Origin of the sequence: Comamonas avium, from assembly GCF_014836675.1 — a bacterium.
GTDB lineage: Bacteria > Pseudomonadota > Gammaproteobacteria > Burkholderiales > Burkholderiaceae_C > Comamonas > Comamonas avium.
Map to the genome: position 1 here is coordinate 261,612 of NZ_JACSQK010000004.1, position 26,997 is coordinate 288,608.

The window sequence follows — 26,997 nt, forward strand, 5'->3', positions numbered from 1 at the left end:
TTAAAAACGCTTCTGGAATGACACAGCTTCGCTCTGTTTTAACAAACTCCAAAGTAAAAAACGCCTGAGCTAGGTGTACTAACTCAGGCGTTTTGATCTTGCACCGTGCTTACTTACGCAGGCCCAGCTTAGCGATCAAAGCAGTGTAACGATCTGCGTCCTTACCCTTCAGGTAGTCCAGCAGCTTGCGACGACGGCTCACCATGCGCAGCAGACCGCGACGACCGTGGTGGTCTTTAGCGTTAGCCTTGAAGTGGGGAGTCAGTTCGTTGATGCGGGCTGTCAGCAGTGCAACTTGCACTTCTGGGCTACCAGTGTCGTTTTCGGAACGAGCGTTGGCTTTAACAACTTCAGCCTTGATAGAGGCAGCGATCATTTTGATTTCCTTATCTGTGGTGGTATCTGAACCCGTCAGAACCACCTAGGTGACTTGCGCCGTGGGCTGGAACGGCCTGCGGCGTGCGTCTTGCACCATGCAAAACTCTTTTATTGTAGCCGATTCCATATTCACTACTGCCCCAGTGAATTGCTTATGCTCTCGCCGGGCCCCTCAGGCCAGGCATACACCGCATGCTTTTTGACCGCTCATCTCCTTGCATGCATCCATCAGTCTGCTGGCGGGCATTTTTTTTCTTTCAACAGCTAACCTTCCAACCATGTTCACACCCTTGAAGCGCCCCCGCGCGAGAAAAAAGTGCTTGCCGCAATTGGGCTTCACGCTTGTGGAGCTCATTGTGTGCATTGCTTTTGTCGCCATATTAATGGGGCTTGCGCTTCCCAGCTTTACGCCATTAATTGAACGCTGGCGCGCCAGCCAAGCAACCTCTGACCTGGAATCGGTACTACTGTTTGCCCGCAACGAAAGCATTCGCAGAGGCGGTGGCATCTCTTTGATTCGCAATGCGCCAGATGAAAACTGCCCCGCGGCTGACAATGAATGGCAATGCGGCTGGGTACTGACTCTTGATAGCGATCAAGACGGCATCACCGACACAGGAAGCGAGCCACTTCAAATAGTTAATGCCTTAAGCAATCTCACTGTCACAGCCTCCGCAGAAAGCTCCGCCATCATCGTGGACCGCTGGGGCGGCATGCAGCTTCTTGGTGACAGCAATAGTTTCAATCTGGCTGTCCGGCCATCTTCTCAGCCTGAGACGCAAAGCCAAATACTCTGTATCAAGCCAGGCGGCCACCTGCAAAAAATCAAACCTTCTTCCAACTGTTAAAGCCAACCAGCAGCCACCAATCAAAAAACACGTTTGCTATAGATAAAGGATCTGACATGAATTTCGACCTCGTCATGACAAATTCCTACGCATCTGCATTGCGCGGTGTGACCATGGTTGAGATTCTTACTATTTTATCGATCACATCGATATTAATCGGATTAGGAGCTCCTCAGTTTTTTGAGCTTTACGAACGCTGGCAAGTATTGGAAGCAGCCCGCAGCCTGAAATCAACGTTACTGTTTGCACGCACCGAAGCCATTCAGCGCGGAGGCAATATTGGCATTCGCAAAAGAAATAACACTACCCAAGGTTGCCAAAATGCCAGCACCAATCAAGCATGGGGCTGCGGATGGTTCGTTTATGCCGATCTCAATGGCAACGGTTCCTGGAATGCAAAAGAACCAAAGCTCTCAGAAGTTTCACTCACCGGAAATATCAACGTCATGCACACATCAGGCGGCATCAACATCAAAGTAGACCGTTATGGCATGGCCAGTGGGTTGAATACCAAGAGTTTTACTTTCTCTCCCAAAGACTCAGGAGTTAGCTCTTCCAACACCTATACGCTGTGCATGAGCTCAGGGGGTCGAATCCGTATCATTAATGAAGTCAGTTGCCAGAAATAATGAAAAAGACAACTTTACCCCCTGTCCAACGTGGCTTTGCGCTGCTTGAGTCGCTGATTGCGATTGTGGTTATGGCATTGGGCATCTTAGGCATCTTGGGCCTGCAAATGCGCACACTGACCAATACTCAAACCAGCCTGTATCGAGCGCAAGCGATTCGTCTGACTGAAGACCTTAACGAACGGTTAATGGCCAACCCCAACGCTTTTCTTAGCGCAAATGACTACCTCACAGGGTGGGAAAACACACCCACATCCCAGATCGACTGCAACACTACCGCGTGTGGACATACTGAACTTGCCGGCTTTGATATCGAACAATGGAAAGCACAAGTGCGCAACACGCTGCCAAATGGTGACGCAAGCGTTTTTTACACAGAAGACGAAGTCCTGGCAGATAACCGCCGACAGTTAGGCGTCATGATCAGTTGGCGTGAAAACGAAAGTATCGATAAAGAAAGCGAAGATGCAGACGGTTATCTCAACCCCTTAAATGCAAGCACAGGCAGCGGTAAAGCCATGAGCTGCCCGGTCAATCAAACATGTCATCTGCAATTTATACCCGTGGTAGCCCGTTGCGCCCCCTATTTCGCGGGCACCAATGTACAAATATTCTGCCCTGGTTCTTAAATATTCACAATATCAGCCTCTAAAAAGCATTTTTATGTCAATCTCGCTTGTTTCACTGCCCCAGCAATACCGGCACATTGAACGACGCAAGCAAAGCGGCCTGTCTCTGATTGAGCTGCTAGTTGGTCTATCTATTGGTCTTTTGACCATCGCTGTGGCAATGGGGGCATTAATGACTTCGCGCAGTGTGACTGCCACGGTCACAGACTCAAGCCAGTTGCAGCAGCAGTCAGCTTACGCTTTTCGTGTTTTCGCTCAGCAATTAAGGCAAACAGGCTCAATGCGCCTTAATCTTGCTGCGCAAAAAACTGAAGATGCTGTCATCGATATTACGGACCCGGTGGCCTTTGAAACCAAGGCTGAAGGGTTCGATCCAATGATCGATATTTTGAGTGGTAAAGATTCACCAAACGAGAACGAATTCAGCCTTTCAGTCGGCTACCGCAATTACACAGAACAGCTTCACACCGCAACTGCAGCGAACAAACGCGCATCCTTGCTACGCAACTGTCTTGGAGAGAATGGTAGTGCCACCCTAATTCAAAGTCACTTCGTTTTGCGTAACAACGAATTACTCTGTGCAGGGCAAGGGGATGCTCAACCTATTGTGGATAACGTAGCTAATTTTCAAACACGCTACCTGCTGCAGACAACCCCACACGGGGATCCAAAAATGCAATATGTCAACGCAGCCACTGTTGGCAGCCAATGGAACAACGTATTTGCCATTGAAGTGTGTTTGGTGCTTTATGGCAATGAAGTCATTGATATGCCTGCAGGCAGTTCTTATTCAGACTGCCCTGCCGCTGATGGCTCTATTGCCGAAATCGACATGACGACGCTGGATGCTCCGCGCACACGCCGCATTCACAAGACTTTCCGCACCGTGTTTCAGCTGCGTAGCCAAGGGCTATTACAGGCAAGCAACTAACCCTCGCATCACCATGCGCCATATGCATTCCCCACCTCCTTCACAGCAGCGCGGCGTAGCCCTGTTTATTGTGATCATTTTTGTCATGCTTTCGATGCTTTTGGCACTTTGGGCATCACGCACGGCATGGTTTAACGAAATGATTGTTGGAAACGATGCAGATTACCAGCGTGCTTTTGAAGCAGCACAAGCATTATTACAAGACGCAGAATTAGATATTCGCCGAGAGCAAGCCAATGGAAGTGCATGCGAGAGTAATACAGATCAACCCACGCTCTGCCGCAAAGGCGATGAAGTTACAAAGATTCCCTCTGAAGAGCAAGACATCGGCATTTTGCTTGCGCAACTAGACAGCAATGGTGGCGCAATGAAATGCCGCTATGCACTGTGCGCCAAACGCACAGCGGAACAAGACTTCTGGAACAACACCGATGAAAAGAAGGGCATCACCCTGGCGCAAATGGAAAGTTTGCACAGCGACGGAACGCCTATTGGTGCGCGCTATGGCCAGTACACCGGCGCTGCTACCGGTGACGCAAGCAACCCCATTCTTGCTGAAAAAGCTGCAGGGCGTGGCGGCTGGTACTGGATTGAAGTTTTGCCCTACTTACAAGGCGCAGGCGGCTCCGGACTCCTTCCAAATGAAGCCAATAACCTTTTAGACCTGAGCCTCGATATCTATGTGGTGTACCGCATCACTGCCTTGGCACATGGGCTCAAGCCTAATACCTTGGTAGTACTGCAGCAAACCTATGCGCGCCAGAGGCGAAAAGATTAGTTCCACTGCTTTCTTTATCTGCCTATATTCATCGATCAATTATTTAATTTATAAAAAATTAACAGGAAAGTGCCATGTCCCGTCAGCATATCAACAGAAAAAAATTTCAAAAAACGCTGCTGGCTTTGGCTGCAACCCCCTGCAGTGTGTTTGCACTGGATTTAGCTCAATCTCCCCCTGGAACCATCGACCCTTATGTCGCGCCGAATGTCATTATTTCAATCGATGACTCAGGGAGTATGGGTTTTCGTTTAGATTCAGGAAGTACCAGTGGCGCAATCAATGATACAACGCCAAAAAGTGATGGGTCCTGGGATACAAAAAGCCGGCGCATGAATGTTTTGAAATATGCATTAAAGCAAGTTTTCAATGACACATCTCTTTTGCCAGACAAAAAAATTCGTCTCTCATGGCAAGCCATGTGGAACAATGGAGACTCCATTAACAAATATAATGAACTTTCTTACTGGTATGGAGGAAATACTGCCAATCCAGGAAAAGGAAAAACACCGGGCGCCACCGATGTAGGTAGTACCACATCAGGGCGTAAAAATAATATGAAGGTATTGGATGCTACACATCGAAAAAACTTCATTGAATTTATTGATTATTTACTCCCAAGCGGCGGAACACCTTCTCATGGTATGTTCAAAAATGCAGATGCTTATCTGCGCGCACAAAGCAACGGCAAGCCTGTAGATGGAGGTCCCTGGGCCACAAACCCCGGTGGAACAGACAAGTTAAGCAAAGAATTTCTAGGCTGCCGCCGCAATTATCACATCATGATGACGGATGGCCGCTGGAATGGAACGGCTTCTGGCGGGAACCTTGTCAGCACATCATTTACGCTCCCAGATGGCACAGCATATACCGCCAACTCTGCCCAGACTCGTGTTTATTACGACAACTACAAAAACACACTTGCAGACTGGGCATTTTACAGCTGGGCGACGAATTTGCAGCCATCCATCTACAGCGCCACCGACTCAAAAAAACAAATATCATTGACCAGTGAATACCGCAAAGCTCCAGAAAGCGAAACTATAGGCGGCACTTCCATCAATAAATATTGGAATCCAAAATATAACCCAGCCAACTGGCCACACCTTGTTACTTACACGATTGGCTTCAGTGATGAAGCGGTTACATGGCCCGGCGCATCGAGTATACAAAAGCCAACTGCAACGACTCCATTTGGTTATGACGGCAGTTTTCCGGACTTTGTTTCTGGAAACAAAAAATGGCCAACAATGGATAATGAAAACAAACGCGCACTGGATTTGTGGCATGCTGCCATTAATGGCCGTGGAAGTTTTTATGCCGTAACCAAAGGCGAAGACCTGGAAAAAGCCTTTAGAGAAATTATTGGCGTAATTAACTCACAAGCAGAGCCTGACCGCAGCTCAGCGGCCGTGAGCGGTACATCCTACGAAGACAAGCCTGTTGGACTTTACATTACATACAATGAACCCAAAGAAGCATGGAAAGGTGAAGTCAAAAGTTATCAAGTAACGAATAAAGGCCAAACTCCATTGTGGGATGGAAAAAGCACGGCCAGCATACTGGATGCAACGCAACCCACCAGCCGGGTGATTTTGACTTGGCATGATGGCGTTAAACAGGGAAGACCATTTCGCTGGACTAGCACAGAAGCCAACCTCAGCACTGCACAAAAATCATGCTTCAATATAAAACCTGATAGCGCGACAACCGCAGATTGTGCAAGCAATACATCGACCGACAAATTAGGCGAAGACCGTTTAAATTACATTCGAGGTGAAAGAGGCAAGGAATTATCCTCAGGAGGTACTTTCCGCAACCGCCAAAGCAGACAGGGTGATATCGTCAACTCTAATGTCTGGTATGTGAAAGCCCCTGTCAGTAACTATGCATTGAAAGGTTATGCAAAATTTACACTGGATAATAAAGAAAGATTACCGATTATTTATGTTGGCGGCAATGACGGCATGCTGCATGGCTTCTCAGCTGACGATGGTAAAGAAAAAATAGCTTATATACCAAGAGGAACCATTCCCAATTTAACGCGGTTAACCTGGCCGTCTTTTGACGACAATCACCGTTACTTTGTAGATGGTTCGCCCATGACCGGAGATGTTGACGTCAGTGACCGCAGCAGCGCGCAATACACACCCGACTGGCGCACGATGCTGGTTGGCACTCTGGGCGGCGGTGGAAAAGGTTACTTTGTGCTGGATGTCACCAACCCCGACACAGATTTTGCGGAATCCAAGGCTTCCAAGCTGGTGGTTATGGACCAAACGCTGCACAGTAGCGAAACCATTAACTGCATAACCACCACACCCAAAAAGGGAGAGACCTCCTGCCTTGATCACGCACCAGCAGATCTTGGGCATATCTTTGCCACCCCTAGCACAGACGACAGCAACCCTTTGCGCAGCGGCCAAATTACGCTGTTGAATAACAATCGCTGGGCGGTTGTCATGGGCAATGGCTATAACAGCAAGAACGGACGTCCAGTTTTATTGATTCAATATCTGGACGGCGCCAAAGAGCTGTTGCGTCTGTCTGCAACCAGCGCCACAGCCACTGGCGACAACGTGAATGACAACGGCCTGTCCGCGCCACGTTTGGTCGATATCAATAGCGACGGACGCCCTGATGTTGTCTACGCCGGTGACATCAAAGGCAATATGTGGAAGTTTCTGATTAGCTCTAAAAATGCCACTGAGTGGCACACTGCGTTTAACGGGCAGCCTCTCTTTACGGCAAAGGGCGGCACTGCGGGCTCTCCAGAGACTCGCACGCTTGCGCAATCAATCACAGCACCTCCTACCGTACGCGCGAATGACCGGACCAAAGTTACCGGCACAGGCACTTCTCAGAAAGTACAGGCAGTTGGAGGCATGATGGTGGCCTTTGGTACAGGTCGCAACATCACCACCTCAGACCCCGAAAGTACTGACACACAAACTTTGTATTCGGTGCTGGACAACACGCGTTACACCGTCCAGTTTGATACGGATACTAACCAGCGCTATGTTGAAGTGCACCCAGGAGACGCCAGCAAGTCGATTCCAGCGCCAACCCCTCTTGGCACAGGACTTGACGCGAAGTCCAAACAAAGCCAACTTGCACAGCAAAAGGTTGGCAAACAATTCAACGGTGAAAACAACAGCGAAGGGCGCGAGTATTGGCAAATCGACCAAACTACAGCCGCCAATGCGCCTTCCGTCGACTGGAATACCAAGAGCGGCTGGTACTTAGATCTGCCAGCCACTGGTGAACGCCTGCTTAAACAGATGAACTTGTACGATGGCAGCAATATTTTGGCCGCCTATACCCAAGTACCGGCCAAGGGCTCAGACATCAATTCCGCCTTGGAAAGCTGTGAATCGTCTGCCGTTGATGAGGAGCGTCAATACCTGACCATGCTCAACATCATGGATGGCATGCGCCCCTCGGTGCAGTTGATGGACCTCAATGGCGACGGTTTTTATGACCTTGCGGCCGATCATGGCGTTTCGCGCATGCGTATTGTCAAAGGTGCTCACCGCATTGTTGGCGACACCAAGCACTCCACTGATTTCGGCAAGGGAGACTCTTTTAACCTTGCGCGCATGCCAGAACAATCAATGCGCCCCAGCTGGCGCCAGCTTAAATAAATGCAACTCCTAGCGATATGAAAAAAAACAAAGGTTTCACTCTGATTGAGATGATGATTGTGGTGGCAATCATCGGTATCTTGGCTGCTGTTGCCTACCCCAGCTACACCGAATACGTCATGCGTGGGCATCGTGCAGATGCACGCGCCGGGCTACTTCAAACTCAGCTTTGGCTGGAGCGTGCTGCAACTGCCAATGGGGTCTACCCCACAGAACTGCCAGCTGCGCTGACCTGGGCCAATGACAACAACAAGCGCTACACCATTGGCTTTGGGGCAAACAACACCAACGCGACGTTCACTCTCACAGCAACGCCTAAAGCTGGGGCCCAGAGCACTGACCGCTGTGGAACACTGACGTTGTCACACGCTGGGGCGCGCGACGTCATCAATCTACCGACGGGAAGCACAATGACTGCTGCTGACTGCTGGAGCCGTTAAGACTCCCCCGTGCGTTACCATTCAGTCGCCATGACTGAAGTAATGCAACCTACTAGCTATATGCAACAAGCGCTTGACCTGGCCCGTCAGGCGCTTTTTATTTCCAACCCCAACCCGCGCGTAGGCTGCGTTCTGGTATCGGCCTGCGGGCACATTATTGGACAAGGTTTCACCCAGCAAGCGGGTGGGCCGCACGCGGAAGTGATGGCGCTGCGTGATGCAGCCGCTCGTGGCAGCAGCACCCAGGGTGCAACGGCCTATGTGACGCTGGAGCCTTGCTCGCACACTGGCCGCACCGGCCCTTGCTGCAATGCATTGATTGAAGCAGGCATTACGAAGGTGGTTGCAGCCACGAGCGACCCGAACCCTCAGGTTGCAGGACAAGGTTTTGCCAGACTGCGTGCGGCCGGCATTGAGGTGCAAGTGGGTGAAGGGGCCAGCGCTTCAAGGGAGCTGAATATCGGTTTCTTCAGCCGCATGGTGCGTGGTACGCCATGGGTACGCATGAAGGCGGCTACCTCACTGGACGGCGCCACAGCCCTGCACAACGGGCAAAGCCAATGGATTACAGGGCCTGCGGCCCGTGCCGACGGACACGCATGGCGCGCTCAGGCATGCGCCGTCCTCACTGGGATAGGTACGGTGCTGCAAGACAACCCCCGGCTGAATGTGCGAGATGTTGAAACACCACGCCAGCCCAAAGTGGTGGTGATCGACAGCAAGCTGGATATGCCACTGGATGCTCATGTTTTAAAAGCACATAGCGGCTGCACCATATACACTTCAAGCACAAATATATCTAAAACCCAATCACTGCAAGCGCTTGGCGCTACAGTTATTGCGATACCTAACGCACATGGCAAGGTGGATCTGGCGGCCATGCTGCGCGACTTGGGTACACGGGGTACCAACGAACTGCATGTTGAAGCGGGGTTCAAACTCAACGGTTCTTTCATGCGTGAAGGCTTGGTGGACGAGCTGCTGCTTTATATGGCCCCCAAACTCCTGGGTGCAGGCACCATGGGCTTGGCCAGTTTTGGGCCGTTAGAGCAGTTGTCCCAAGCCATCTCCTTGCAGGTACACGATGTCAGCCGCCTGGGTGAGGATGTGCGCCTTGTGGCACGCGTAGCTGGACGTGACCAGTTTTAGCCGCTTGCCGCAGCCTAAACCCTCTGGCGTCTGACACCTTTACTCCATTCGTTTCGCTATACCCAGGTTATGCCCAATTTCACGCAGGCACACACTCCTTCGCGCCAGCCTAGTTATGGGCTGCGGGCACTGCTGTGTGCCACCTTGCTGGCATTGAGCGCTTGCGGCAGCTTGCCTCCGCTGCCACCACGCACCGCCAGCACCGCATTGAGCACACCGCAGGAAACTGATCTGGGCCGCATGGTGCAGAGCCAGCGCAAGGCGGCCAATACGGCTTATGTCTCTGGCTTTACGCTGCTGGGCGGCGCACAGGCTGCGTTCACCAGCCGTCTGGCGCTGGTGCATGCAGCGACAAAGACATTGGACTTGCAGTACTACGCCATCCACGCAGATGCCAGCACGGCGCGCCTGCTGGAAGCTGTAGTGCAAGCCGCACAGCGCGGGGTACGTGTACGCGTACTGCTGGATGACTTTCATGGTGCCGGCAAAAACGCCCAAGTCATGCGACTGGCTTTTGTGCCCGGCATTGAAATGCGCATGTTCAACCCCTTGACCGGACCACGGGGATCTACAGTTTTGCGGGCGCTGTCTACCCTGACTGATTTTCAGCGCACGCAGCAGCGCATGCACAACAAACTGTTTATTGCCGATAACAGTGTTGGCATTACCGGCGGTCGCAATCTGGGCGATGCCTACTTTGATGCACTGGACAGCGACAACTTCATTGATCTGGACATCATGGCTGCAGGTGCATCGGTACGCCAGCTGTCTGCCAGCTTTGACCGATATTGGAATGACTCACGTGCCTACCCGGTCAGTGCACTGATCTCAGAACAAGAGCTGCTGCGCCTGCGCGCCCACACCTCAGCACCAAAAAACGAGAGCGAACTGGTTCAGGACGCCATAGCAGCCAGCAAGACCGCGCAACTGGCGCCCATGGATTTGCAGTCTATTGACTGGATTTGGGCACCCGCGCTGGTGCTGGCGGATGCGCCTGGCAAGATTCCACCCCCACCTGAAGATGACATTGCATCGAGCATGGAGACCTTGGAAACACCTGCGGATGCCAAACCGGGTGAAGACATTCCTCATTTGCTGAGCATGCGTTTGCCTTCCAGCTTGAACGCAGCCTCACCACGCCCCAGCAACTCAGCAAACCAGCAGGCTTTGCGCAACGTACTGATGCCGGTCGTAGAGCAAGACAATGTGGTCAGCGGCCTGCTGGCACTGATTGACCAGGCCACCACTGATGTGCTCATTGTCTCCCCCTACTTTGTGCCCGGCGATGACATGAAACAGGCTTTTGCCCGTGCCCGGGCACGCCATGTGCGTCTGCGCATTCTGACCAACTCGCTGGCATCCAACGACGCGCCGCTGGCCCATGCCGGTTACGCACGCCACCGCAAAGAGCTGCTGCAGCAAGGCATTGAGCTGTTCGAGCTGCGCAGCCTGCAAGACGGCAAAGCTGACACCGGCACGCTGCGCAGCACAGCGGGAAGCATCACGGGTTCCCAAGGTGGTTCGCGTGCCATGCTGCACTCCAAGATGCTGGTGCTGGACCACAAACTCACGGTGGTTGGCTCCATGAATCTGGACATGCGCTCGCAGCTGCAAAATACAGAAATTGCCCTGCTGATTGCATCTCGGCAACTGGCGCAGGAAGCCACCGACAACATTGAAGCCAGCCTGCGCGAAGCGGCGTGGCTGGTGGAGGACACCCCCAGCGGTTTGGTATGGCGCGCCCCTCAGGGCAGTGACTGGGGTGACCGCACCACTGAGCCAGATGCCAGTGTGCCACTACGCCTGATGATTCACATCATTGGCCCGTTCGCTCCCGATCACTTGCTTTGAAGCGCCGAATGCACTGAGACAATTCGCTCTGACAAAGAGAGCTGCTCGCGCACTGCTACGCTTTAATCCAAGATGCAAGCACCTTCAGGCATCCGGTTTTCATACGCCAGTAGCTCATCTTTGTGCAGCACAAATGCAGCACCATAACGCTCGCACTCCTGCTCCAGCCAGTCCACCACCAGGCCTTGCTGCGTAAGCACACGCACGCATTGAAAGGCAGTTTCAGCCTCGGGATAGCGGCGGCGCATCAAATTCAACCACTGCTTCAAACGCCCGGCGCGCTGGTTGGGCGTTAAATCACGGCACACCAGCAACCAAAAACGCTGCAGATGCGGCAACATCTGCGCCCATGTCACCACCGGTGTTAACTCTGCCTGCACATCATCCGGACGCGGTGTGCCGCGTGCCATGGCAGCGCGCAAGGCCAGCGCCAGACCTGGGTCGGCCACGCTGCCGCGCCCCAGCATCAGATCGCTGCAGCCCGATTGCTCGCGGCAGCGCAGCGCTTCTTGCACAGTCCAAATCTCGCCATTGGCCACCACGGGCACATTGACCACCGATGCGATGTCCGGAATCAGCTCCCAGTAGGCGGGTGGCCGATAGCCTTCCACCTTGGTGCGCGCATGCACCACCAGCTCACAGGCACCGTTTTCCACCATGGCCAGCGCACATTCGCGCATCAGGCTTTTGTCGTTAAAACCCATGCGCATCTTGGCAGACACAGGCAAATGTGCAGGCACCGCCTTGCGCACAGCAGCCACCAGCCTGGCAATCGATTCGGGGTCTTGCAGCATGGAGGCCCCGCCGCCATGGCGGTTCACTGTTTTGGCGGGGCAGCCAAAGTTCAGGTCAATACCTTCGGGGTTCAGCCGCGCCAGATTGGCCGCATTCTCAGCCATGCAGGCGGGGTCAGAGCCCAGTAACTGCGCTCGCACAGGCACGCCCGACAAGGTTTTACTGCCATTGAGCAGCTCCGGCATGTAACCCAGAAACACGCGATCTGGCAGCACCGTGCCGCTGACACGGATGAATTCCGAGACACAGCGGTCCACTCCGCCCACACGGGTCAGAACATCGCGCAGCACAAAATCGAGCAAGCCCTCCATTGGGGCCAAAAGCAATCGCATGAAATGTTTACCGAGCCAGTCGCTGGCGCATTGAATGGAAAAAACGGTTTTAGTACTGCTGCGCATAACTTTGCAGCAATGCCGGGTCTGTGATTGTCGCAAGGCTGCTGCGTTTTTGCACAGGCTTCACAGGGCTGTCACACGTTTTGTGTGCAATGCCTGCCATGTACCTGTACCGAACGCCCAAAGCCCTGCTTGAGCTAGCGCCTGGTCAGCGTCAGCTGGGCTTGCGTGAGCGCTCTGTACTCCTGCTGGCAGAAAACACCCCGGCCTCCACACTGCACGCCATGTACCACGGTCAAGGCCAGGCGCTGGTGCAGCAACTACTCAATGACGGCTATTTGCAGCATCACACTGCGCACTCCCAGTGTGAGCCGTGCCCTGCTGGGCCTGACAACGTCAGTCTGGCTGGCGTGCGCATGCACCTGTTTGACCTGTGCGAGCGCTTGTTTGCCAACCGCCTGCACGACACTTGCGCACACCTGCGCCACTTGCTGCGCGAGGCCCGCGACGCTGACAGCATGCTGCACGCCAGCGAGCAGCTGCTGCAAGCGGTACACCGGCATGCAGGCCTGGAGCGGGCCGAAGTCTTGCGCCGGCAGCTGGCGCTGATGCTGCCGGAGCGCAGCCTTGAAAACGGCGATGAAAGCGCGCTTTCGTAACCAGCTCAAGCAAGCTCAGACCTTGGCCTTCAAGCGCCACAGGGAAGTGACTTCAGCCGAACGCGCAGCGTGCAGCGGGTCGGAACTGTCTTGCGCCTTGCCATGGGTGGGCTCAGCATCCATGCGGTAGACCACGTACAGACCGGCTGCATCAATCCAGCCCATCAGCTCATCCCGGCTACGCAGACCCAGGTGCTCCGCCAAGTCCGACAGCACCAGCCAGCCTTCGCCATCAGGCGAAAGATGTTCACGCAAGCCGCTCAGAAAGCCGCGCAGCATGGTGCTGTTTTCGTCGTACACCGCTTGTTCCAGCGTGGTCACGGCTCGTGCTGGCACCCATGGCGGGTTGCAGACAATCAAAGGCGCCTGACCTTCTGGGAACAGGCTGGTTTGTTGCAGTTCAACCTTGTCACTGACACCCAGACGTTCAATATTTTCTTGGGCACAGGCCAGAGCCCGGCTGGATGTATCGGTAGCCACCACCCGCTTGACACCACGCTTGGCCAGCAAAGCGGCCAGCACACCAGTGCCCGTGCCGATATCGAATGCCAGCTCGCGCATGCCGAAAGCCAGAGGTGCTTCATGCACCATGGCTACATACTCGCCGCGCACGGGCGAAAACACGCCGTAGTGCGGGTGAATGCGCGCATTCTTGCCCAGCAAAGGCATGTCCACGCCCTTTTTGCGCCATTCATGGGCACCCACCACCCCTGTCAACTCACGCAGCGTCAGCACCTGCACGCCAGCATCTGCAGCTGGAGCGCCCCATGCTTGGGTGCAAGCTTCACGCCAGTCCGGAGCGCGCCGCAGCTTGATGGAGTAATCAGGCTGCAAAGCCACCAGCACGCTGTTGAGCACACGGGCCCGCTGGCCCTGTGCCATGCGGTGCATGTGAAAAGCCTCTGCTGCAGTCGGTGCAGGCTTGTTGCTGGACGAGCGCAACTGCTTGCGCGCCTTGGCAGTGCTTTTGCCTGCAGGCTTGTCCAGACGGCGCTTGAGCGCATCAATGAGCAAGCGCGCGTTGTGAAAATCGCCCTGCCAGAGCAATGCCGTACCTTCACACGCCAGACGGTAGGCGGTGTCGGCGGGCATGGTGTCATCTGCCACTACCACACGGCGTGGCGCGGGCAGGCCGCTTTCGCTGCGCCATGCAGCTTGGTGGTCAGTGCCTTGGTGTTGCCATTGCAGCATGTGGAATTCCTGAGAGATGGAGAGACAAAAAAATCGGCCCGCCGAAGCGGGCCGTTGGGCAGTAGTTAGTTTAAGGGACGCTTTAAGCGCACTTCCTCAATCTTGATACCGCCAATGAGGGAAGTTTTGGCTGTGGACATTTCACGCTTGAAACCTGCCAGCTCATGAAAGCGCAAAGCGCGCTCATTACGCAGAGGCACCCAAACAGTGACGTTGTTACAACCCTCTTCCTGCAGGCCTTCACGGGCTGCATCCCATAGCGTCACGCCGACACCCTTGTTCCAGTGCGAAGGGGCTGCATAAATAGCCCATACCTCACCAGTGGTTTGGCGAGACTTCTCATCACGGGAACGGTCAAAACCAACAAAGCCTACGATCTTGTCGCCATCGAGTGCAACTTGCACTTGTGGCTCACAGTATTCAATGGCTTCACGCCAGTAAGCTTGACGCTTCTCGACGGAGGACATGGCTTTCAATTGGTCGTCAGGCACGATGCCACGGTAGGCGTCCAAGGCGGAAGCGGTGTGGATTTGTGCAATCGCCTTCGCATCGCGAAGGGTTGCAGGACGAACCTGGTAATTGGACATGGGAAAACCGAAACTGAAAACGAGGTGTTGAAAACGAAAGTCGGCAATTGTCAGTGAAATCGCGTTTTCCGCTTACGCCTAGTCTGTGTAGCCATTTAGGCAAGTACGGCTGTCAAAGGTTTCTTGCCCGCAGAAAAAGGATGTGCTAGGCCATTGAAATGGCCTGAAAAGATTGCTTATTGCAAGCAAATTAATAGCAGCAAGCGCTTAGCCCAAGCGCTTGATCAGCGACATGATGCGCTGAAATTTGGCTCCGTACGGTGGGTACAGCCAAGAGGCAGGGCTCCATTTTGCTTGCAAAAACACCGCCTTTTGATGAGAAAAGCGTAAAAAACCATGCTTGCCGTGGTACGCCCCCCAGCCACTGGGGCCAACCCCACCAAAGGGCAAATTGTCATGCGCCACATGCATCAGGGTGTCATTCACCGTAACGCCACCACTGACAGTACGGCGCAACACACTGTCGCGCAGCTTGTCATCATGGCCAAACCAGTACAGCGCCAGCGGGCGCTCCCCGGCATTGATGGCATGAATGACATCATCCAGGCGGTCATAAGTAATCACTGGCAGCAGCGGGCCAAAAATCTCTTCTTGCATGATGGCCATGCCTGAGTGCACGTTCCACACCAAGGCGGGTGTCATCTGGCGCTGTACCGCATCGCCCCAGCCGGGTGCGGCGGAGCTGCTAGGTTGCGCTGCCGATTCCAGCCATTGCACCTGTGCGCCTTCAGCTTCGGCCTGCTGGGCCAAATTGCGCAAACGGTTGAAATGTTTCTGGTTGATGATGGCTGCGTAATCGGGGTTCCCAGAAAGCGTGGGAAACAGCTGCGCAACGGCTTTGCGAAAGGCTTGCTCAAACGCCTGCTCTTGCCCGCGCGGCAACAGCAGATAGTCCGGGGCAATACACGTCTGTCCCGCATTGAGGAGCTTGCCATGCGCTATGCGCAAGGCTGCAGCGTCCAGGTCGCAGTCATTGCTGATGATGCAGGGTGATTTCCCCCCCAGCTCCAGCGTGGTAGGTGTCAAATGCTGTGCAGCAGCCATGGCCACTTTGCGGCCTACGGCTGTAGAGCCGGTAAACACCAGGTGGTCGAACGGCAGACCAGAGAAATGACTGGCGACCTGCGTATCGCCCTGAATCACACAAAATTCTTCCGGGGCAAAGAATTGACCAATGACATGGGCCAACTGCGCCGAAGTGTGCGGGGTGAGTTCACTGGGCTTGAGCATGACGCGGTTGCCGGCGGCAATGGCCGCAATCGCTGGCCCCAGAGCCAGCTGCAAAGGGTAATTCCAGGGGGAGATGATGCCCACCACGCCCAAAGGCTGGTACTCAATGCGCCCGGTTCCCGGCAAAAGATGCACAGGTGTCCATACCCGCTGCGGACGCATCCATTGATTCAGATTGCGCAGCGTATGGCTGAGCATGGTGCGCAGCACCATGAGGTCAGCCATCTCCGTGAGCTGCGGCGATCGCACTCCGAAGTCTGCCTGCACTGCAGCCGCCAAGGTGGTGCCGTGTTCGTGCAGGATTTTCTGGATGCGCAACAAGCGCTCTTTGCGCACCAAAGCAGGCACATCGACCTGCTGGCGGCTGGCCTGGTGCTGCAGATCAAACACTTGTTGTAACGTGGAAGGCAGGTGCATGCTGAGTGGATCTCCTCGGTGTATTTTTTGTCGTCTGCCCCTCCTGCCCTGCTTGGGCAGGCACGCTGTCAGCGCTCGTGCACTTCTCGGGGCTGTACGTCACTCACCTCAGCAGCAACCGCAGACAAAATACCTCCGCGCTTGCTTCCTGCTGCGGGGGTAAAGGGAGCGGCATTGTCCTGCGCTGCAGTTGCGGTGCTGGCCATGCCACCACCAAAGCCACCAGAGCGCTGGTACATGCTGGCCCAGCTACTGGCTGCACGCATGGGCATTACCCACGGTATGACGGGTTGCCCGGTGAGCTTGGCCCACAGCATGCGCACTGCCCACACAGCGGCCAGTACACACGCGACGGCCAGCAAGCTCAGGAAGAACACGGCGCCGATGGCGAGCATCACAATACGCACCATCCAGCGGGTCATCCAGTTTAAAAACTCGTTCAAAGCAATGCCTTTCTCAGTGCTGCCAGCACAAAGGCTGGCAGCCCGGACTTAAGCTGCGCTGGCTGCGCTACCCAAGTCAAAGTTAAAGACTCCAGGGGCCTGCACAGGGTCCACCGAAACCTCAATGCGGCTCTTTGGCGGGAACTTGCCCTCCAGCAACGCCCGAGACAATGGATTCTCGATACGCTGCTGGATAGCCCGCTTGAGCGGACGTGCGCCAAAGACCGGATCAAACCCTACTTTAGCCAACTCTGCCAAAGCAGGTTCGCTCACGTGCAATTCCAAGTCCATCTTTTCGAGACGACGTTGCAACAATTGCAACTGAATCCTTGCGATCGACTCGATTTGCGCCGCATCCAGACCATGGAAGACCACGGTTTCGTCGATACGGTTCAAGAATTCGGGGCGGAAATGTGCTTTTAGTTCCCCCCACACCGCTTCTTTGATGTCCTCGCTGTCCTGGCCCACCATCGCCTGAATGAGGTGCGAGCCCATATTGCTGGTCATCACGATCACAGTGTTCTTGAAGTCCACGGTGCGGCCCTGGCCATCAGTGAGGCGGCCATCGTCCAGCACTTGCAACAGCACGTTGAACACGTCCGGGTGGGCTTTTTCCACCTCGTCAAGCAGCAGCACGCTGTAAGGCTTGCGACGCACAGCCTCAGTCAGATACCCACCTTCTTCGTAGCCCACATACCCTGGAGGGGCGCCAATGAGGCGCGCCACAGAGTGCTTTTCCATGAATTCGCTCATGTCAATGCGAATCAGGTGGTCTTCGCTGTCAAACAAGAAACCAGCCAGCGCCTTGCACAGCTCAGTCTTACCCACACCGGTGGGGCCCAGGAACAAGAAACTACCCAGTGGCTTGTTCGGATCGGACAGACCCGAGCGCGAGCGTCGGATGGCGTTGGCCACCGCAGCAATGGCTTCATCCTGCCCCACCACGCGCTGGTGCAATTTGCCTTCCATTTGCAGCAGCTTGTCTTTTTCACCCTGCATCATCTTGGACACAGGAATGCCCGTGGCCCGGCTGACAACCTCGGCAATCTCTTCGGCACCCACGTGAGTGCGCAGCAGCTTGTGCTTGGGTGCGGCACCATCGGCTTCGCTGTCTTGCGCTTCTTTGAGCTGTTTTTCCAGAGCAGGCAGCTTGCCGTACTGCAACTCGGCCACCTTGTTGAAGTCGCCCTTGCGTTTCAAGTCTTCAATCTGTGTACGGATGCTGTCCACTTCCTTGCGGATTTGCTCCGAGCCCTGGGCGCTGGCTTTTTCAGCCTTCCAGATTTCTTCCAAATCGGCGTACTCGCGCTCCAGCTCGCCCAGCTCATCTTCAATCAGCTGCAAGCGTTTTTGCGAAGCCTCGTCCTTTTCCTTCTTCATGGCTTCACGCTCAATCTTGAGCTGAATCATCCGGCGCTCCAGCTTGTCCATGACCTCGGGCTTGGAGTCGATTTCGATCTTGATCTTGGCCGCAGCCTCGTCGATCAGGTCAATAGCCTTGTCGGGCAGGAAACGGTCCGTGATGTAGCGGTGGCTCAACTCTGCTGCGGCAACGATAGCGGGGTCGGTAATGTCCACCCCGTGGTGTGCCTCATAACGCACTTGCAAACCGCGCAAGATAGCGATGGTGTCTTCCACCGATGGTTCATTGACCAGTACCTTCTGGAATCGACGCTCCAACGCCGCATCTTTTTCAATGTACTTGCGGTATTCATCCAGTGTGGTGGCGCCAATGCAGTGCAGCTCGCCCCGCGCCAAAGCAGGTTTGAGCATGTTGCCGGCGTCCATGGCACCTTCGGCCTTGCCGGCACCCACCATGGTGTGGATTTCGTCAATGAACAAGATGATGCGGCCTTCTTCCTTGGCTACATCGTTGAGCACGGCTTTGAGGCGCTCTTCAAATTCACCCCGATATTTGGCACCTGCCAGCAAGCCAGCCATGTCCAGCACCAGCACGCGCTTGTCCTTGAGGGTTTCGGGTACTTCACCTTCCACAATGCGCTGGGCCAGGCCTTCCACAATGGCGGTCTTACCCACACCGGGCTCACCGATGAGTACAGGGTTGTTCTTGCTGCGGCGTTGCAGCACCTGAATGGCGCGGCGGATTTCATCGTCGCGGCCAATCACTGGGTCCAGCTTGCCCATGCGGGCACGCTCGGTCAGATCCATCGTGTATTTTTTCAGGGCTTCGCGCTGGCTTTCACCTTCTGCGCTGTCCATGGTCTGTCCACCGCGCACGGCGTTGATGGCAGATTCCATCGCCTTGCGGGTCAGGCCATGTTCCTTGGCAATTTTGGCCGCCTTGGTGTCGCTGTCAGCCAATGCCAGCAGGAACAGTTCGCTGGCGATGAACTGGTCACCACGTTTGATGGCTTCCTTTTCAGTGGCTTGCAGCAGCTTGCCCAGATCCGGGCCAATGGTGACCTGATCTTGGCCCTGCACTTCGGGCAATTGCTTGACCGCGTTTTCAGCGGCAGCCGCCATGGCAGCCACATTGGTACCCGCACGCTGCAACAGCGCTTTGGGCCCATCACTTTGGCGCAGCATGGCGGTCAGCAGGTGCAACGGGTCGATATAAGCGTGGTCATTGCCCAACGCAAGACTTTGGGCGTCTGCCAAGGCTTCTTGGAATTTTGTTGTGAGCTTGTCTATGCGCATGAATTTTTTCCCTTCAACGGCAAATCTATAACTGCTTCACACATAAGGGCTTTGGGCCATTTTTCAAGAGTTCGCAGCACATATACAACCGTCTGGGCAACAGCCGGTATCTGAGCGATGCGCTGTGTGGTGCAAAGTTCCTTGCAATCTTTTGAATCTTGTCATCAAGCGGATTGAACGAAATGTCGGATGAGCGCTCCTAGACTGAGTACTTTTGCCGCGTTCACTCCCTTTTTCTATGTCTGTTACACCTTCCCCGCGCTACACCACCACCGCCATCGCCTTGCATTGGCTACTTGCCGTGGCCTTGCTGGGGCTGCTGGCCTTTGGCTGGTACATGGTCGGGCTGCCGTTTTCACCCACCAAACTCAAGTACTACAACTGGCACAAGTGGGCGGGCGTCACCATTTTGGTGCTGAGCGCACTGCGCCTGCTGTGGCGCCTCACCCACCGTCCTCCCGCTTTGCCAGCACGCATGGCGGCAGCCATGCCCCGCGGGCAGCATGTGGCGCACCACGGCGTGCACCATCTGCTGTACGTGCTGTTTTTTGCCGTTCCCCTGCTGGGCTGGGCCTATAGCTCGGCGGCTGGTTTTCCGATTGTCTGGCTGGGTATGTGGCAGTTGCCAGACTTTGTGTCACCCAGCCCTGAGCTGGCAGAAGCCCTCAAACCCTGGCACATGATTGCGGCCTACACCCTGGCTGCTCTGGTGGCCCTGCACATTGCCGCTGCGCTCAAGCACCAGTTGATTGACCGCGATGCACTGCTGCGCCGCATGTGGCCCGGGCGCACCGCCTGATTTTTTATTTGTACGCTGACAAGGACCTTGACCATGACGACCTTCACCACCACCTTGCGTTGCGCCGTTCTGGCCAGCGCTGCCTTGCTGGGCAACGCAGCCATGGCCGCTCAGGCTTTGGTGCCTGCACAAAGCAGCATCCAGTTCACTGCCAAGCAGCTGGGCGTGCCACTCAGTGGCCACTTCAAACAGTTTGATGCGCAGGTGCAGTTTGATACGGCCAAGCCCGAGACCAGCAAAATCCACTTCACCGTGGACACGGGCAGCGCCACCATGGGCTCAAAAGAAACCGACAGCAATCTGGTGAACGCCGACTGGTTCAACGTTGCCAAGTTTCCCAAGGCCACGTTTGACTCCACCGCCGTCAAGGCGCTGGGCGGTGGCAAATACCAGGTAGATGGCACACTGACCATCAAGGGCAACACCCAGAAGGTGTCTGTGCCCGTGCAACTGACGCAATCGGGCACCACCACCTTGGCCAGCGGCAGCTTGCCGCTCAAACGCCTGCCTTTCAAAATTGGCGATGGTGACTGGGCCGACACGTCGATGGTGGCCGACGAAGTGACCGTGCAATTCAAGCTGGCGCTGACGGGCGTGGGCAAGCTGTAAAGCCATTAACCTTTTTAGAAGCAGCTTGCGCTCATGCATCAAAGGTTTTAATAACTTTTCATTTGCAAATGCTTATTGCATAAGCGCTAACCGCTCCTTATTTGTTCAACCCTGCAAACTCTTTTCACTTCACTCTGGAGATTTTCCCCATGCGCACTACCTTGTTTGCTCTGGCCGCCGCAGGCCTTCTGGCCACTACTGCCCACGCTGCACCCGCCGCTTACACCATCGACCCGACCCACACGTTTGCCACGTTTGAGATCGATCACTTTGGTGCCTCTACCAACCGCGTGCGTTTTGACAAGAAAAGCGGCACTGTCCAATTCGACAAGGCTGCAAAGACTGGCAAAGTGGAAGTGACGCTGGACATGAACTCCGTGAACTCCGGCACCGCTGGTTTTGACAAGCACCTCAAGAGCGCAGACATCTTCAACACCGAAAAGCACCCTGAAGCCAAGTTCGTTTCCGACAAGTTCGTGTTCGACGGCGACAAGCTCAAGGAAGTGACAGGCCAGCTGACCATGAACGGCCAGACGCACCCCATCACCATCAAGTCCAACAAGTTCACTTGCTACGAAAGCCCCATGCTCAAGCGTGAAGTGTGCGGCGGCGACTTTGAAGCCACGATTGACCGCACCCAGTGGGGTGTGAATTACGGCGTGGACTGGGGTTTTGCCAAGAACGTGCGCCTGGTACTGCAAATGGAAGCAGTCAAGCAGTAAATCTGCCTTGGTGTGCTTAAAAAAACGGGCCTAGTGCCCGTTTTTGCATGGGCCGCCGCCTTTTGCAGCTTACGCCCAGCGCGCCAGCGCCTGCTCGTCGCTCACACGGGCATCCACCCAGCGTGCCCCTTGGGGGGTTTGTTCTTTCTTCCAGAACGGTGCTTCGGACTTGAGAAAGTCCATGATGAATTCACAGGCCTGAAAGCTCATGCCACGGTGGGCCGAGGTCACCGCCACCAGCACAATCTGATCCATGGGCTGCAGCGGCCCCACACGGTGAATCACCTTGGCCGCATAAATGCCAAAGCGCTCAGTGGCACGGTCAATGATGGCTTCGATGCTTTTTTCCGTCATGCCCGGGTAGTGTTCCAGCTCCATGGCAGATATATCAGCGCCTTCATTGCGGTCACGCACTGTGCCCACAAAGCTGCACACCGCGCCCACCCGCGCATCACCGTGGCGCAAAGCGGCCAGTTCGGTAGAAACATCAAAATCTTGGGTCTGGATCAAAACGCGTGCAGTGGTCATAGCGATGATTGTCGCAGCCCGTGATAGCCCAGATGTCCACACACGTGCGAAAACCGCCCCCTCCGCGTTAGCATTGCTCCCCGCTTGACATTGCACCTACCCACAGCACCCAGCATGGCCACCCTCACCATTGACACCACGGAGTACATGCTCTACCCATCGCCACGCAACGAGCACCGCGTGGTTTTTGAGCACCAGTGCTTTGTGCCCTATCCCTATTCCATCATCCATCTGCCGGATTACGACTTTGAAGGCCCAGCCACACTGTTCTCGGCCCGCCGCAAGGCGGACGACAAAAACGGTCAGCTGGTGACTTGCGAGCTGGAAACCGACATTCTGCGTTTTGAGCGCCTGTTCGACCCCGAATAAGATCGCCGCGCCATGGATGACACCAGCCAGATTCAGCCCCCCAGCAGTTTTGCCGAGCTGTTTCGCAGCCGTGCGGGCATTTTGAAAACCCCGATTGCTGAGGTGGTAGCGCGTTACGAACTGTGCGAAGACCTGGCCTGCCACCTGGTGGAGCAGGCGCAAACCATCTACCACTCGGGCAACGCGTCTGAAGAAGGCGTGCTGCTGGGTTTTTACGCAGCCATCTCGGGTGAGGCGTCGGCGGTCACCCCCCGCGAAGCGGGCTGGATCATTCAGCGGCTGGCCGAATTGCTGGAGTGGAAAGCCCCCAAGCTTCCCGACGCACCAGAACAGACCTGAAATCAGTGGCCGGCAACTTGCAGGCAAAGCGCCAGCAGCTCACCCCAAAAAAAGCCGTGACTGCTTGACGCATCACGGCTTTTTGCTGACCTTCCATTGCCCCCCGGTTTTACGTGGCTGCTTTCGCGGCATCCGCATAGCGGTTCAAGATGCGTTGCACTTGCCCATGTGTCCATGGCCCGCCCTTGGCCGCAGTAATGCCGCGCTCATTGAGCACTTGAGCCATCTTGCGGTGCGTCAGGCCCAGGGCAACCAGCTCGGCAAACAGTGCCTCGTGCTGCTTGGCAAAGCTATCGGCTGCACTTTTCCGCTTTTCCACCGTAGCGCGAATATTGTCCGCCCCGGCCTTGCCCAGCTGCACGCCACGTGCCTTGGCCTCGCTCAAGGCCAAGCGCGTGCGAGCGCTGATGGCAGCGTCTACCTCAGGTTTGTCTGTGCTCATGGCAAGCCCTAACCACCAGTGACAGGGGGAAAGAAAGCCACTTCGTCACCCGCCTTCAGCAGGGCATCACTCTGGCACATATCCTGATTGAGCGCCATGCGCACGGCTTTGCCATGGGCCAAGGCAGCAGCAGCTGCTGCACTGCGTGCCATCAATTCTTCGCGCAGCACCCCTACGCTGGTCGCACTGGTTTGCAGTGTTTCGCTGCCCTGCCCCATGGCTTCACGGATCGAGGCGAAATAACGCACGCTGATATTCATAGATGTACTCATGGCGGCACTCACATCAATTCACTGAACGGGATAAAGCGCACGGTGTCACCCGGCTGGATGGGCGTAAGGGGCGGGTTGTCAATGATGCCATCGCCCCATACCGTCGAAGTCAGCACACCCGAGCCCTGGTTACCAAACAGTGCCAGCCCCCCTTGCCCATCATGCCGGGCGCGCAAGAATTCACGCCGTTTTTCCAGCTTGGGCCAGTCAAACTGTGCGGTTACGCTGATGGCCTTGGGAGCCACATCATCCATGCCTTGCAGGCGCAGCACAAACGGGCGCACCAGCAGCAAGAAGGTAATGAAGCTGGAGACCGGGTTGCCCGGCAGCCCCATGAAGTGCGCCACACCATGGGAGGCATCTTTTCCATTGCGAAACACCTTGCCGTAGGCAAAGGGTTTGCCAGGCTTCATGGCAATCATCCACAGGTTCAGCGCGCCCTGCTGCTCTACCGCAGGCTTGACGTGGTCTTCCTCGCCCACAGACACGCCAGCGCTGGAAAGCACCAGATCGCAGTCCTGCGCCACACGATGGATGGCCTGGGCCGTTTGCTCCAGGTTGTCGGGCAGGATGCCGCCATCCACCACTTCGCAGCCCAGGCGCTGCAGCAGCGCACGCAAGAAGTAGCGGTTGCTGTTGTAGATGCTGCCAGCAGGCATGTCTTGAGGGGCCACGGTTCCGGGCAGTACGAGCTCATCGCCCGTTGAGAACAGTGCCACGCGGGGCTTGCGCCCCACTGGCAGTTCGGGCATACCAATGCTGGCGGCCAAGCCAATGGCTGCTGGCGTCAGGCGCATGCCCTGGGCCAGCACGGTGCTGTTCAAGGCGATGTCTTCACCACCGCGGCGAATGTTTTGCCCATGCTTGGGCACGGCGTTAAAACGCACCGTACCGTCTTGCAGCACCTGGGTGTCTTCCTGCATCAGCACGGCATCGGCACCAGAAGGCACAGGCGCACCAGTGAAGATGCGGGCCACAGTGCCTGGCTGCAATGGCGTGCCCACATGCCCGGCGGGAATGCGCTGACTCACAGCCAGCGCCACACCGGCAGTGGTGATCTCTGCCGCACGGACGGCATAGCCGTCCATGGCGGAGTTGTCTTGGGGAGGCACTTGCAGCGCCGAGATGCAATCGGCACGCAGCACACGGCCATCCGCATTGAACAGATCTACGTGCTCTACACCCAAGGGCTGGGCCTGGGCCAGCACGTGCTGCAGGGCTTCATCCAAAGAGGTCATCATCAGGTGTTACTCCTCGTGGCCCTGTGGGCCTTGGTATTCAAAACGTGCGGCGTTCGCCAGCATCCAGTGCGCAATCTGCGCGGGCTGATTCAAGTTAAGCAACTGCACATGGGCAGGCAGCGCCTCGGGCAGGCCACCGGCATCGTCAGTGGCCAGTGCTACGACATGGCTGTCTGTCATAAAGCGCAGGGGCCTGGCCGTCTGGCCTGATGCAGGCTGGCGCCAGATTTCTACCTTGGGCAGGTCTTCGTGCTTGAAGCCTTCCACCAGCACCCAGTCCACGCGCGCATCCAGCTCAGACAGCATGGCATGTACATCCAGCTCTTGCTCGCACGCGAACTCGCGCACCAGTGCCAGACGTTTGTCGCACACCAGCAGTACCTCTGAAGCGCCTGCCTGGCGATGGCGCCAGCTGTCTTTGCCCGGAATGTCGATGTCCACATCGTGGTGGGCGTGCTTGACAGTAGACACACGCTGACCCTGCGCGCGCAAAGCGGCAATCAATTGCTCCAGCAACGTGGTCTTACCCGCGCCGGAGTAAGCGACAAAGCCCAAAACCTTCATGCGTTTTACTCTCTTGCAAATAGCAATCGGCGCTTGGTAGACAAGCGCCGATTGCCAATTTCACCCATCAACCAGAGGCGGCGCGTTAGTCGCAGTGCTTTTGAATATAGGCCTTGACCTGCTCTACATCCGATGCCATTACGACCACACGCTTGGGCAAATCTTCAATGCCTTCAAACTTGGCCGGGCGCTCGGGCTGGCGGTTCAGCGCTTCTTCAATCGTGGCCGCAAACTTGATGGGCAAGGCGGTTTCCAGCACGATCATGGGCTCTGCACGCAAGTGCTCGCGCGCCACCTTCACGCCGTCGGCGGTGTGCGTGTCGATCATCTGGCCAAAGCGTTCAAACGTGTCTTTGATGGTTGCCAGACGGTCTGCGTGTGTGCTTTTTCCGCTGACAAAGCCGTACTTGGTGGCCGCGTCCTGAAAGCAGACGTCCGCGCTTAAATCAAACTTGCCTTGCTGGCCCACACCTTGCGTAAACAGCAGCTTGGTGCGCTGGCCATCGCGGCCCACCAGATCAAATACAAAGCGCTCAAAGTTGCTCGCCTTGGAGATGTCCATCGAAGGGCTGGACGTCTCGTAGGTATGGGCTGCGCCACGCACCTGGTAGACGCCTGTGCGGAAGAACTCGTCCAGCACATCATTTTCATTGGTGGCCACCACCAGCTTGGCAATTGGCAGGCCCATCTGGCGCGCCACATGGCCTGCGCAGATATTGCCAAAGTTACCGCTGGGCACGGTAAAGCTCACCTTTTCTTCGTTGCGCGAGGTGGCTTGCAGATAGCCGGCGAAGTAATACACCACCTGGGCCAGCAGCCGCGCCCAGTTGATGGAGTTGACGGTACCAATCTTATACTCGGCCTTGAAAGCGTGGTCGTTGCTCACCGCCTTGACGATGTCCTGGCAGTCATCAAACACGCCTTCAATAGCGATGTTGTGGATGTTTTCATCCTGCAGACTGAACATTTGTGCCTGCTGGAAGGGGCTCATGCGCCCGTTCGGGCTGGTCATGAACACGCGTACACCCTTTTTGCCGCGCATGGCGTATTCCGCCGCGCTGCCGGTGTCACCGCTGGTGGCACCCAGAATGTTCAGTTCTGCGCCACGGCGAGCCAGCTCGTATTCAAACAGGTTGCCCAGCAGTTGCATCGCCATGTCCTTGAAGGCCAGCGTGGGGCCATTGGACAGGGCTTCAATCAGCAAATTACCGTCGAGCGTGCGCACAGGCACGATGGCTTTCGTGCCAAACACTTCTTCGGTGTACGTCTTGGCGCACAGCGCACGCAGATCATCAGCGGGAATATCGTCGATGTACAGCGACAGAATTTCAAACGCCAGCGCAGCGTAGCCTTGAGAGGCCAGAACTTCGCGCAACTGGGTCAGTTTGGCATCGTTGATCTGGGGGTACTCGACAGGCAGGTACAGGCCACCATCAGGGGCCAGTCCTTCGAGCAAGATGTCGCAAAAGCGTTTGCGGTCTGCATGACCACGGGTGGACAAATACAACATAAAAATTCCT

General features: G+C 55.7%; 28 protein-coding genes. 15 read left to right on the forward strand and 13 right to left on the reverse strand.

Annotation, left to right across the window (positions count from 1 at the left end; all coding sequences use genetic code 11):
• Nucleotides 1-109 precede the first annotated feature (109 nt).
• On the reverse strand, nt 110-376 hold the full coding sequence (rpsO, locus tag H9646_RS08960) for a 30S ribosomal protein S15 (RefSeq protein ID WP_191723023.1): 267 nt from the start codon (nt 374-376) through the stop codon (nt 110-112).
• Between the two features lie 217 nt (nt 377-593).
• On the opposite strand from rpsO, the gene H9646_RS08965 reads away from it, so the two are divergent.
• The 9 genes from H9646_RS08965 (at nt 594) to H9646_RS09005 (ending at nt 11,277) form a co-directional block, all read left to right on the forward strand.
• Entirely contained in the window at nt 594-1,226 is a 633-nt protein-coding gene (locus H9646_RS08965; RefSeq protein ID WP_225214076.1) for a GspH/FimT family pseudopilin, read from the forward strand.
• Nucleotides 1,227-1,282: 56 nt separating this feature from the next.
• On the forward strand, nt 1,283-1,855 hold the full coding sequence (locus H9646_RS08970; RefSeq protein WP_191723025.1) for a GspH/FimT family pseudopilin: 573 nt from the start codon (nt 1,283-1,285) through the stop codon (nt 1,853-1,855).
• Entirely contained in the window at nt 1,855-2,484 is a 630-nt protein-coding gene (gene pilV / locus H9646_RS08975; protein ID WP_191723026.1) for a type IV pilus modification protein PilV, read from the forward strand. Before H9646_RS08970 ends, pilV begins: the two co-directional genes overlap by 1 nt.
• A gap of 34 nt (nt 2,485-2,518) precedes the next feature.
• Nucleotides 2,519-3,415 (forward strand): PilW family protein, encoded by an 897-nt coding sequence (locus H9646_RS08980; RefSeq protein WP_191723263.1) that lies wholly within the window; start codon nt 2,519-2,521, stop codon nt 3,413-3,415.
• Nucleotides 3,416-3,437: 22 nt separating this feature from the next.
• The gene (locus tag H9646_RS08985; protein ID WP_370551186.1) at nt 3,438-4,193 is read left to right on the forward strand and encodes a pilus assembly PilX family protein; all 756 of its coding nucleotides are present in this window, start codon (nt 3,438-3,440) and stop codon (nt 4,191-4,193) included.
• Nucleotides 4,194-4,267: 74 nt separating this feature from the next.
• The gene (locus H9646_RS08990) at nt 4,268-7,837 is read left to right on the forward strand and encodes a pilus assembly protein (RefSeq protein WP_191723027.1); all 3,570 of its coding nucleotides are present in this window, start codon (nt 4,268-4,270) and stop codon (nt 7,835-7,837) included.
• A 17-nt stretch (nt 7,838-7,854) separates the two neighbouring features.
• Nucleotides 7,855-8,277, forward strand: a complete 423-nt coding sequence (locus H9646_RS08995; protein ID WP_191723028.1) for a type IV pilin protein — start codon at nt 7,855-7,857, stop codon at nt 8,275-8,277.
• Nucleotides 8,278-8,307: 30 nt separating this feature from the next.
• A complete protein-coding gene (gene ribD, locus H9646_RS09000) occupies nt 8,308-9,426 on the forward strand; it encodes a bifunctional diaminohydroxyphosphoribosylaminopyrimidine deaminase/5-amino-6-(5-phosphoribosylamino)uracil reductase RibD (protein WP_404813092.1) in 1,119 nt (372 codons plus the stop codon).
• A 69-nt stretch (nt 9,427-9,495) separates the two neighbouring features.
• Nucleotides 9,496-11,277, forward strand: coding sequence for a phospholipase D family protein (locus H9646_RS09005; protein WP_191723029.1), 1,782 nt, complete (start codon nt 9,496-9,498; stop codon nt 11,275-11,277).
• A gap of 62 nt (nt 11,278-11,339) precedes the next feature.
• On the opposite strand, the gene H9646_RS09010 is transcribed toward H9646_RS09005, so the two are convergent.
• Nucleotides 11,340-12,404, reverse strand: coding sequence for a tRNA dihydrouridine synthase (locus tag H9646_RS09010; protein ID WP_191723030.1), 1,065 nt, complete (start codon nt 12,402-12,404; stop codon nt 11,340-11,342).
• A gap of 164 nt (nt 12,405-12,568) precedes the next feature.
• On the opposite strand from H9646_RS09010, the gene H9646_RS09015 reads away from it, so the two are divergent.
• Nucleotides 12,569-13,066 carry a hypothetical protein gene (locus tag H9646_RS09015; RefSeq protein ID WP_191723031.1) on the forward strand — a complete coding sequence of 166 codons (498 nt, stop codon included), beginning with the start codon at nt 12,569-12,571 and terminating at the stop codon, nt 13,064-13,066.
• A gap of 15 nt (nt 13,067-13,081) precedes the next feature.
• Here the strand turns inward: H9646_RS09015 and H9646_RS09020 are convergent, their stop codons facing one another.
• The 5 genes from H9646_RS09020 to clpB all read right to left on the reverse strand — a co-directional run bounded on the left by H9646_RS09020 (nt 13,082) and on the right by clpB (nt 19,592).
• A complete protein-coding gene (locus H9646_RS09020) occupies nt 13,082-14,257 on the reverse strand; it encodes a methyltransferase (protein ID WP_191723032.1) in 1,176 nt (391 codons plus the stop codon).
• 65 nt (nt 14,258-14,322) lie between these two features.
• Complete coding sequence (locus H9646_RS09025) at nt 14,323-14,844, reverse strand: GNAT family N-acetyltransferase (protein ID WP_191723033.1); 522 nt, start codon at nt 14,842-14,844, stop codon at nt 14,323-14,325.
• A 207-nt stretch (nt 14,845-15,051) separates the two neighbouring features.
• Nucleotides 15,052-16,491 carry a coniferyl aldehyde dehydrogenase gene (locus H9646_RS09030; RefSeq protein ID WP_191723034.1) on the reverse strand — a complete coding sequence of 480 codons (1,440 nt, stop codon included), beginning with the start codon at nt 16,489-16,491 and terminating at the stop codon, nt 15,052-15,054.
• Between the two features lie 68 nt (nt 16,492-16,559).
• Nucleotides 16,560-16,934, reverse strand: a complete 375-nt coding sequence (locus H9646_RS09035; protein ID WP_191723035.1) for a hypothetical protein — start codon at nt 16,932-16,934, stop codon at nt 16,560-16,562.
• A 48-nt stretch (nt 16,935-16,982) separates the two neighbouring features.
• On the reverse strand, nt 16,983-19,592 hold the full coding sequence (gene clpB, locus H9646_RS09040; protein WP_191723036.1) for an ATP-dependent chaperone ClpB: 2,610 nt from the start codon (nt 19,590-19,592) through the stop codon (nt 16,983-16,985).
• A 238-nt stretch (nt 19,593-19,830) separates the two neighbouring features.
• On the opposite strand from clpB, the gene H9646_RS09045 reads away from it, so the two are divergent.
• The 3 genes from H9646_RS09045 (at nt 19,831) to H9646_RS09055 (ending at nt 21,722) form a co-directional block, all read left to right on the forward strand.
• Entirely contained in the window at nt 19,831-20,391 is a 561-nt protein-coding gene (locus tag H9646_RS09045) for a cytochrome b (RefSeq protein ID WP_191723037.1), read from the forward strand.
• Nucleotides 20,392-20,424: 33 nt separating this feature from the next.
• Entirely contained in the window at nt 20,425-21,000 is a 576-nt protein-coding gene (locus H9646_RS09050; protein WP_191723038.1) for a YceI family protein, read from the forward strand.
• 149 nt (nt 21,001-21,149) lie between these two features.
• Entirely contained in the window at nt 21,150-21,722 is a 573-nt protein-coding gene (locus H9646_RS09055; RefSeq protein WP_191723039.1) for a YceI family protein, read from the forward strand.
• A 69-nt stretch (nt 21,723-21,791) separates the two neighbouring features.
• On the opposite strand, the gene moaE is transcribed toward H9646_RS09055, so the two are convergent.
• Nucleotides 21,792-22,250, reverse strand: coding sequence for a molybdopterin synthase catalytic subunit MoaE (gene moaE, locus H9646_RS09060; RefSeq protein WP_191723040.1), 459 nt, complete (start codon nt 22,248-22,250; stop codon nt 21,792-21,794).
• 114 nt (nt 22,251-22,364) lie between these two features.
• Here moaE and H9646_RS09065 point away from each other — a divergent pair, with 114 nt between their 5' ends.
• Both H9646_RS09065 and H9646_RS09070 read left to right on the forward strand, forming a co-directional pair.
• On the forward strand, nt 22,365-22,619 hold the full coding sequence (locus tag H9646_RS09065) for a hypothetical protein (RefSeq protein ID WP_191723041.1): 255 nt from the start codon (nt 22,365-22,367) through the stop codon (nt 22,617-22,619).
• A 12-nt stretch (nt 22,620-22,631) separates the two neighbouring features.
• Nucleotides 22,632-22,958, forward strand: a complete 327-nt coding sequence (locus H9646_RS09070) for a hypothetical protein (RefSeq protein ID WP_191723042.1) — start codon at nt 22,632-22,634, stop codon at nt 22,956-22,958.
• Between the two features lie 109 nt (nt 22,959-23,067).
• On the opposite strand, the gene H9646_RS09075 is transcribed toward H9646_RS09070, so the two are convergent.
• The 5 genes from H9646_RS09075 to thrC all read right to left on the reverse strand — a co-directional run bounded on the left by H9646_RS09075 (nt 23,068) and on the right by thrC (nt 26,987).
• Nucleotides 23,068-23,400 (reverse strand): recombinase family protein, encoded by a 333-nt coding sequence (locus H9646_RS09075; protein WP_191723043.1) that lies wholly within the window; start codon nt 23,398-23,400, stop codon nt 23,068-23,070.
• 8 nt (nt 23,401-23,408) lie between these two features.
• A complete protein-coding gene (gene moaD / locus H9646_RS09080) occupies nt 23,409-23,660 on the reverse strand; it encodes a molybdopterin converting factor subunit 1 (protein WP_191723266.1) in 252 nt (83 codons plus the stop codon).
• A 20-nt stretch (nt 23,661-23,680) separates the two neighbouring features.
• Nucleotides 23,681-24,910, reverse strand: a complete 1,230-nt coding sequence (locus H9646_RS09085) for a molybdopterin molybdotransferase MoeA (protein WP_191723267.1) — start codon at nt 24,908-24,910, stop codon at nt 23,681-23,683.
• 9 nt (nt 24,911-24,919) lie between these two features.
• A complete protein-coding gene (mobB, locus tag H9646_RS09090; protein ID WP_191723044.1) occupies nt 24,920-25,477 on the reverse strand; it encodes a molybdopterin-guanine dinucleotide biosynthesis protein B in 558 nt (185 codons plus the stop codon).
• Nucleotides 25,478-25,562: 85 nt separating this feature from the next.
• Nucleotides 25,563-26,987 carry a threonine synthase gene (thrC, locus tag H9646_RS09095; protein WP_191723045.1) on the reverse strand — a complete coding sequence of 475 codons (1,425 nt, stop codon included), beginning with the start codon at nt 26,985-26,987 and terminating at the stop codon, nt 25,563-25,565.
• Nucleotides 26,988-26,997: the final 10 nt, after the last annotated feature.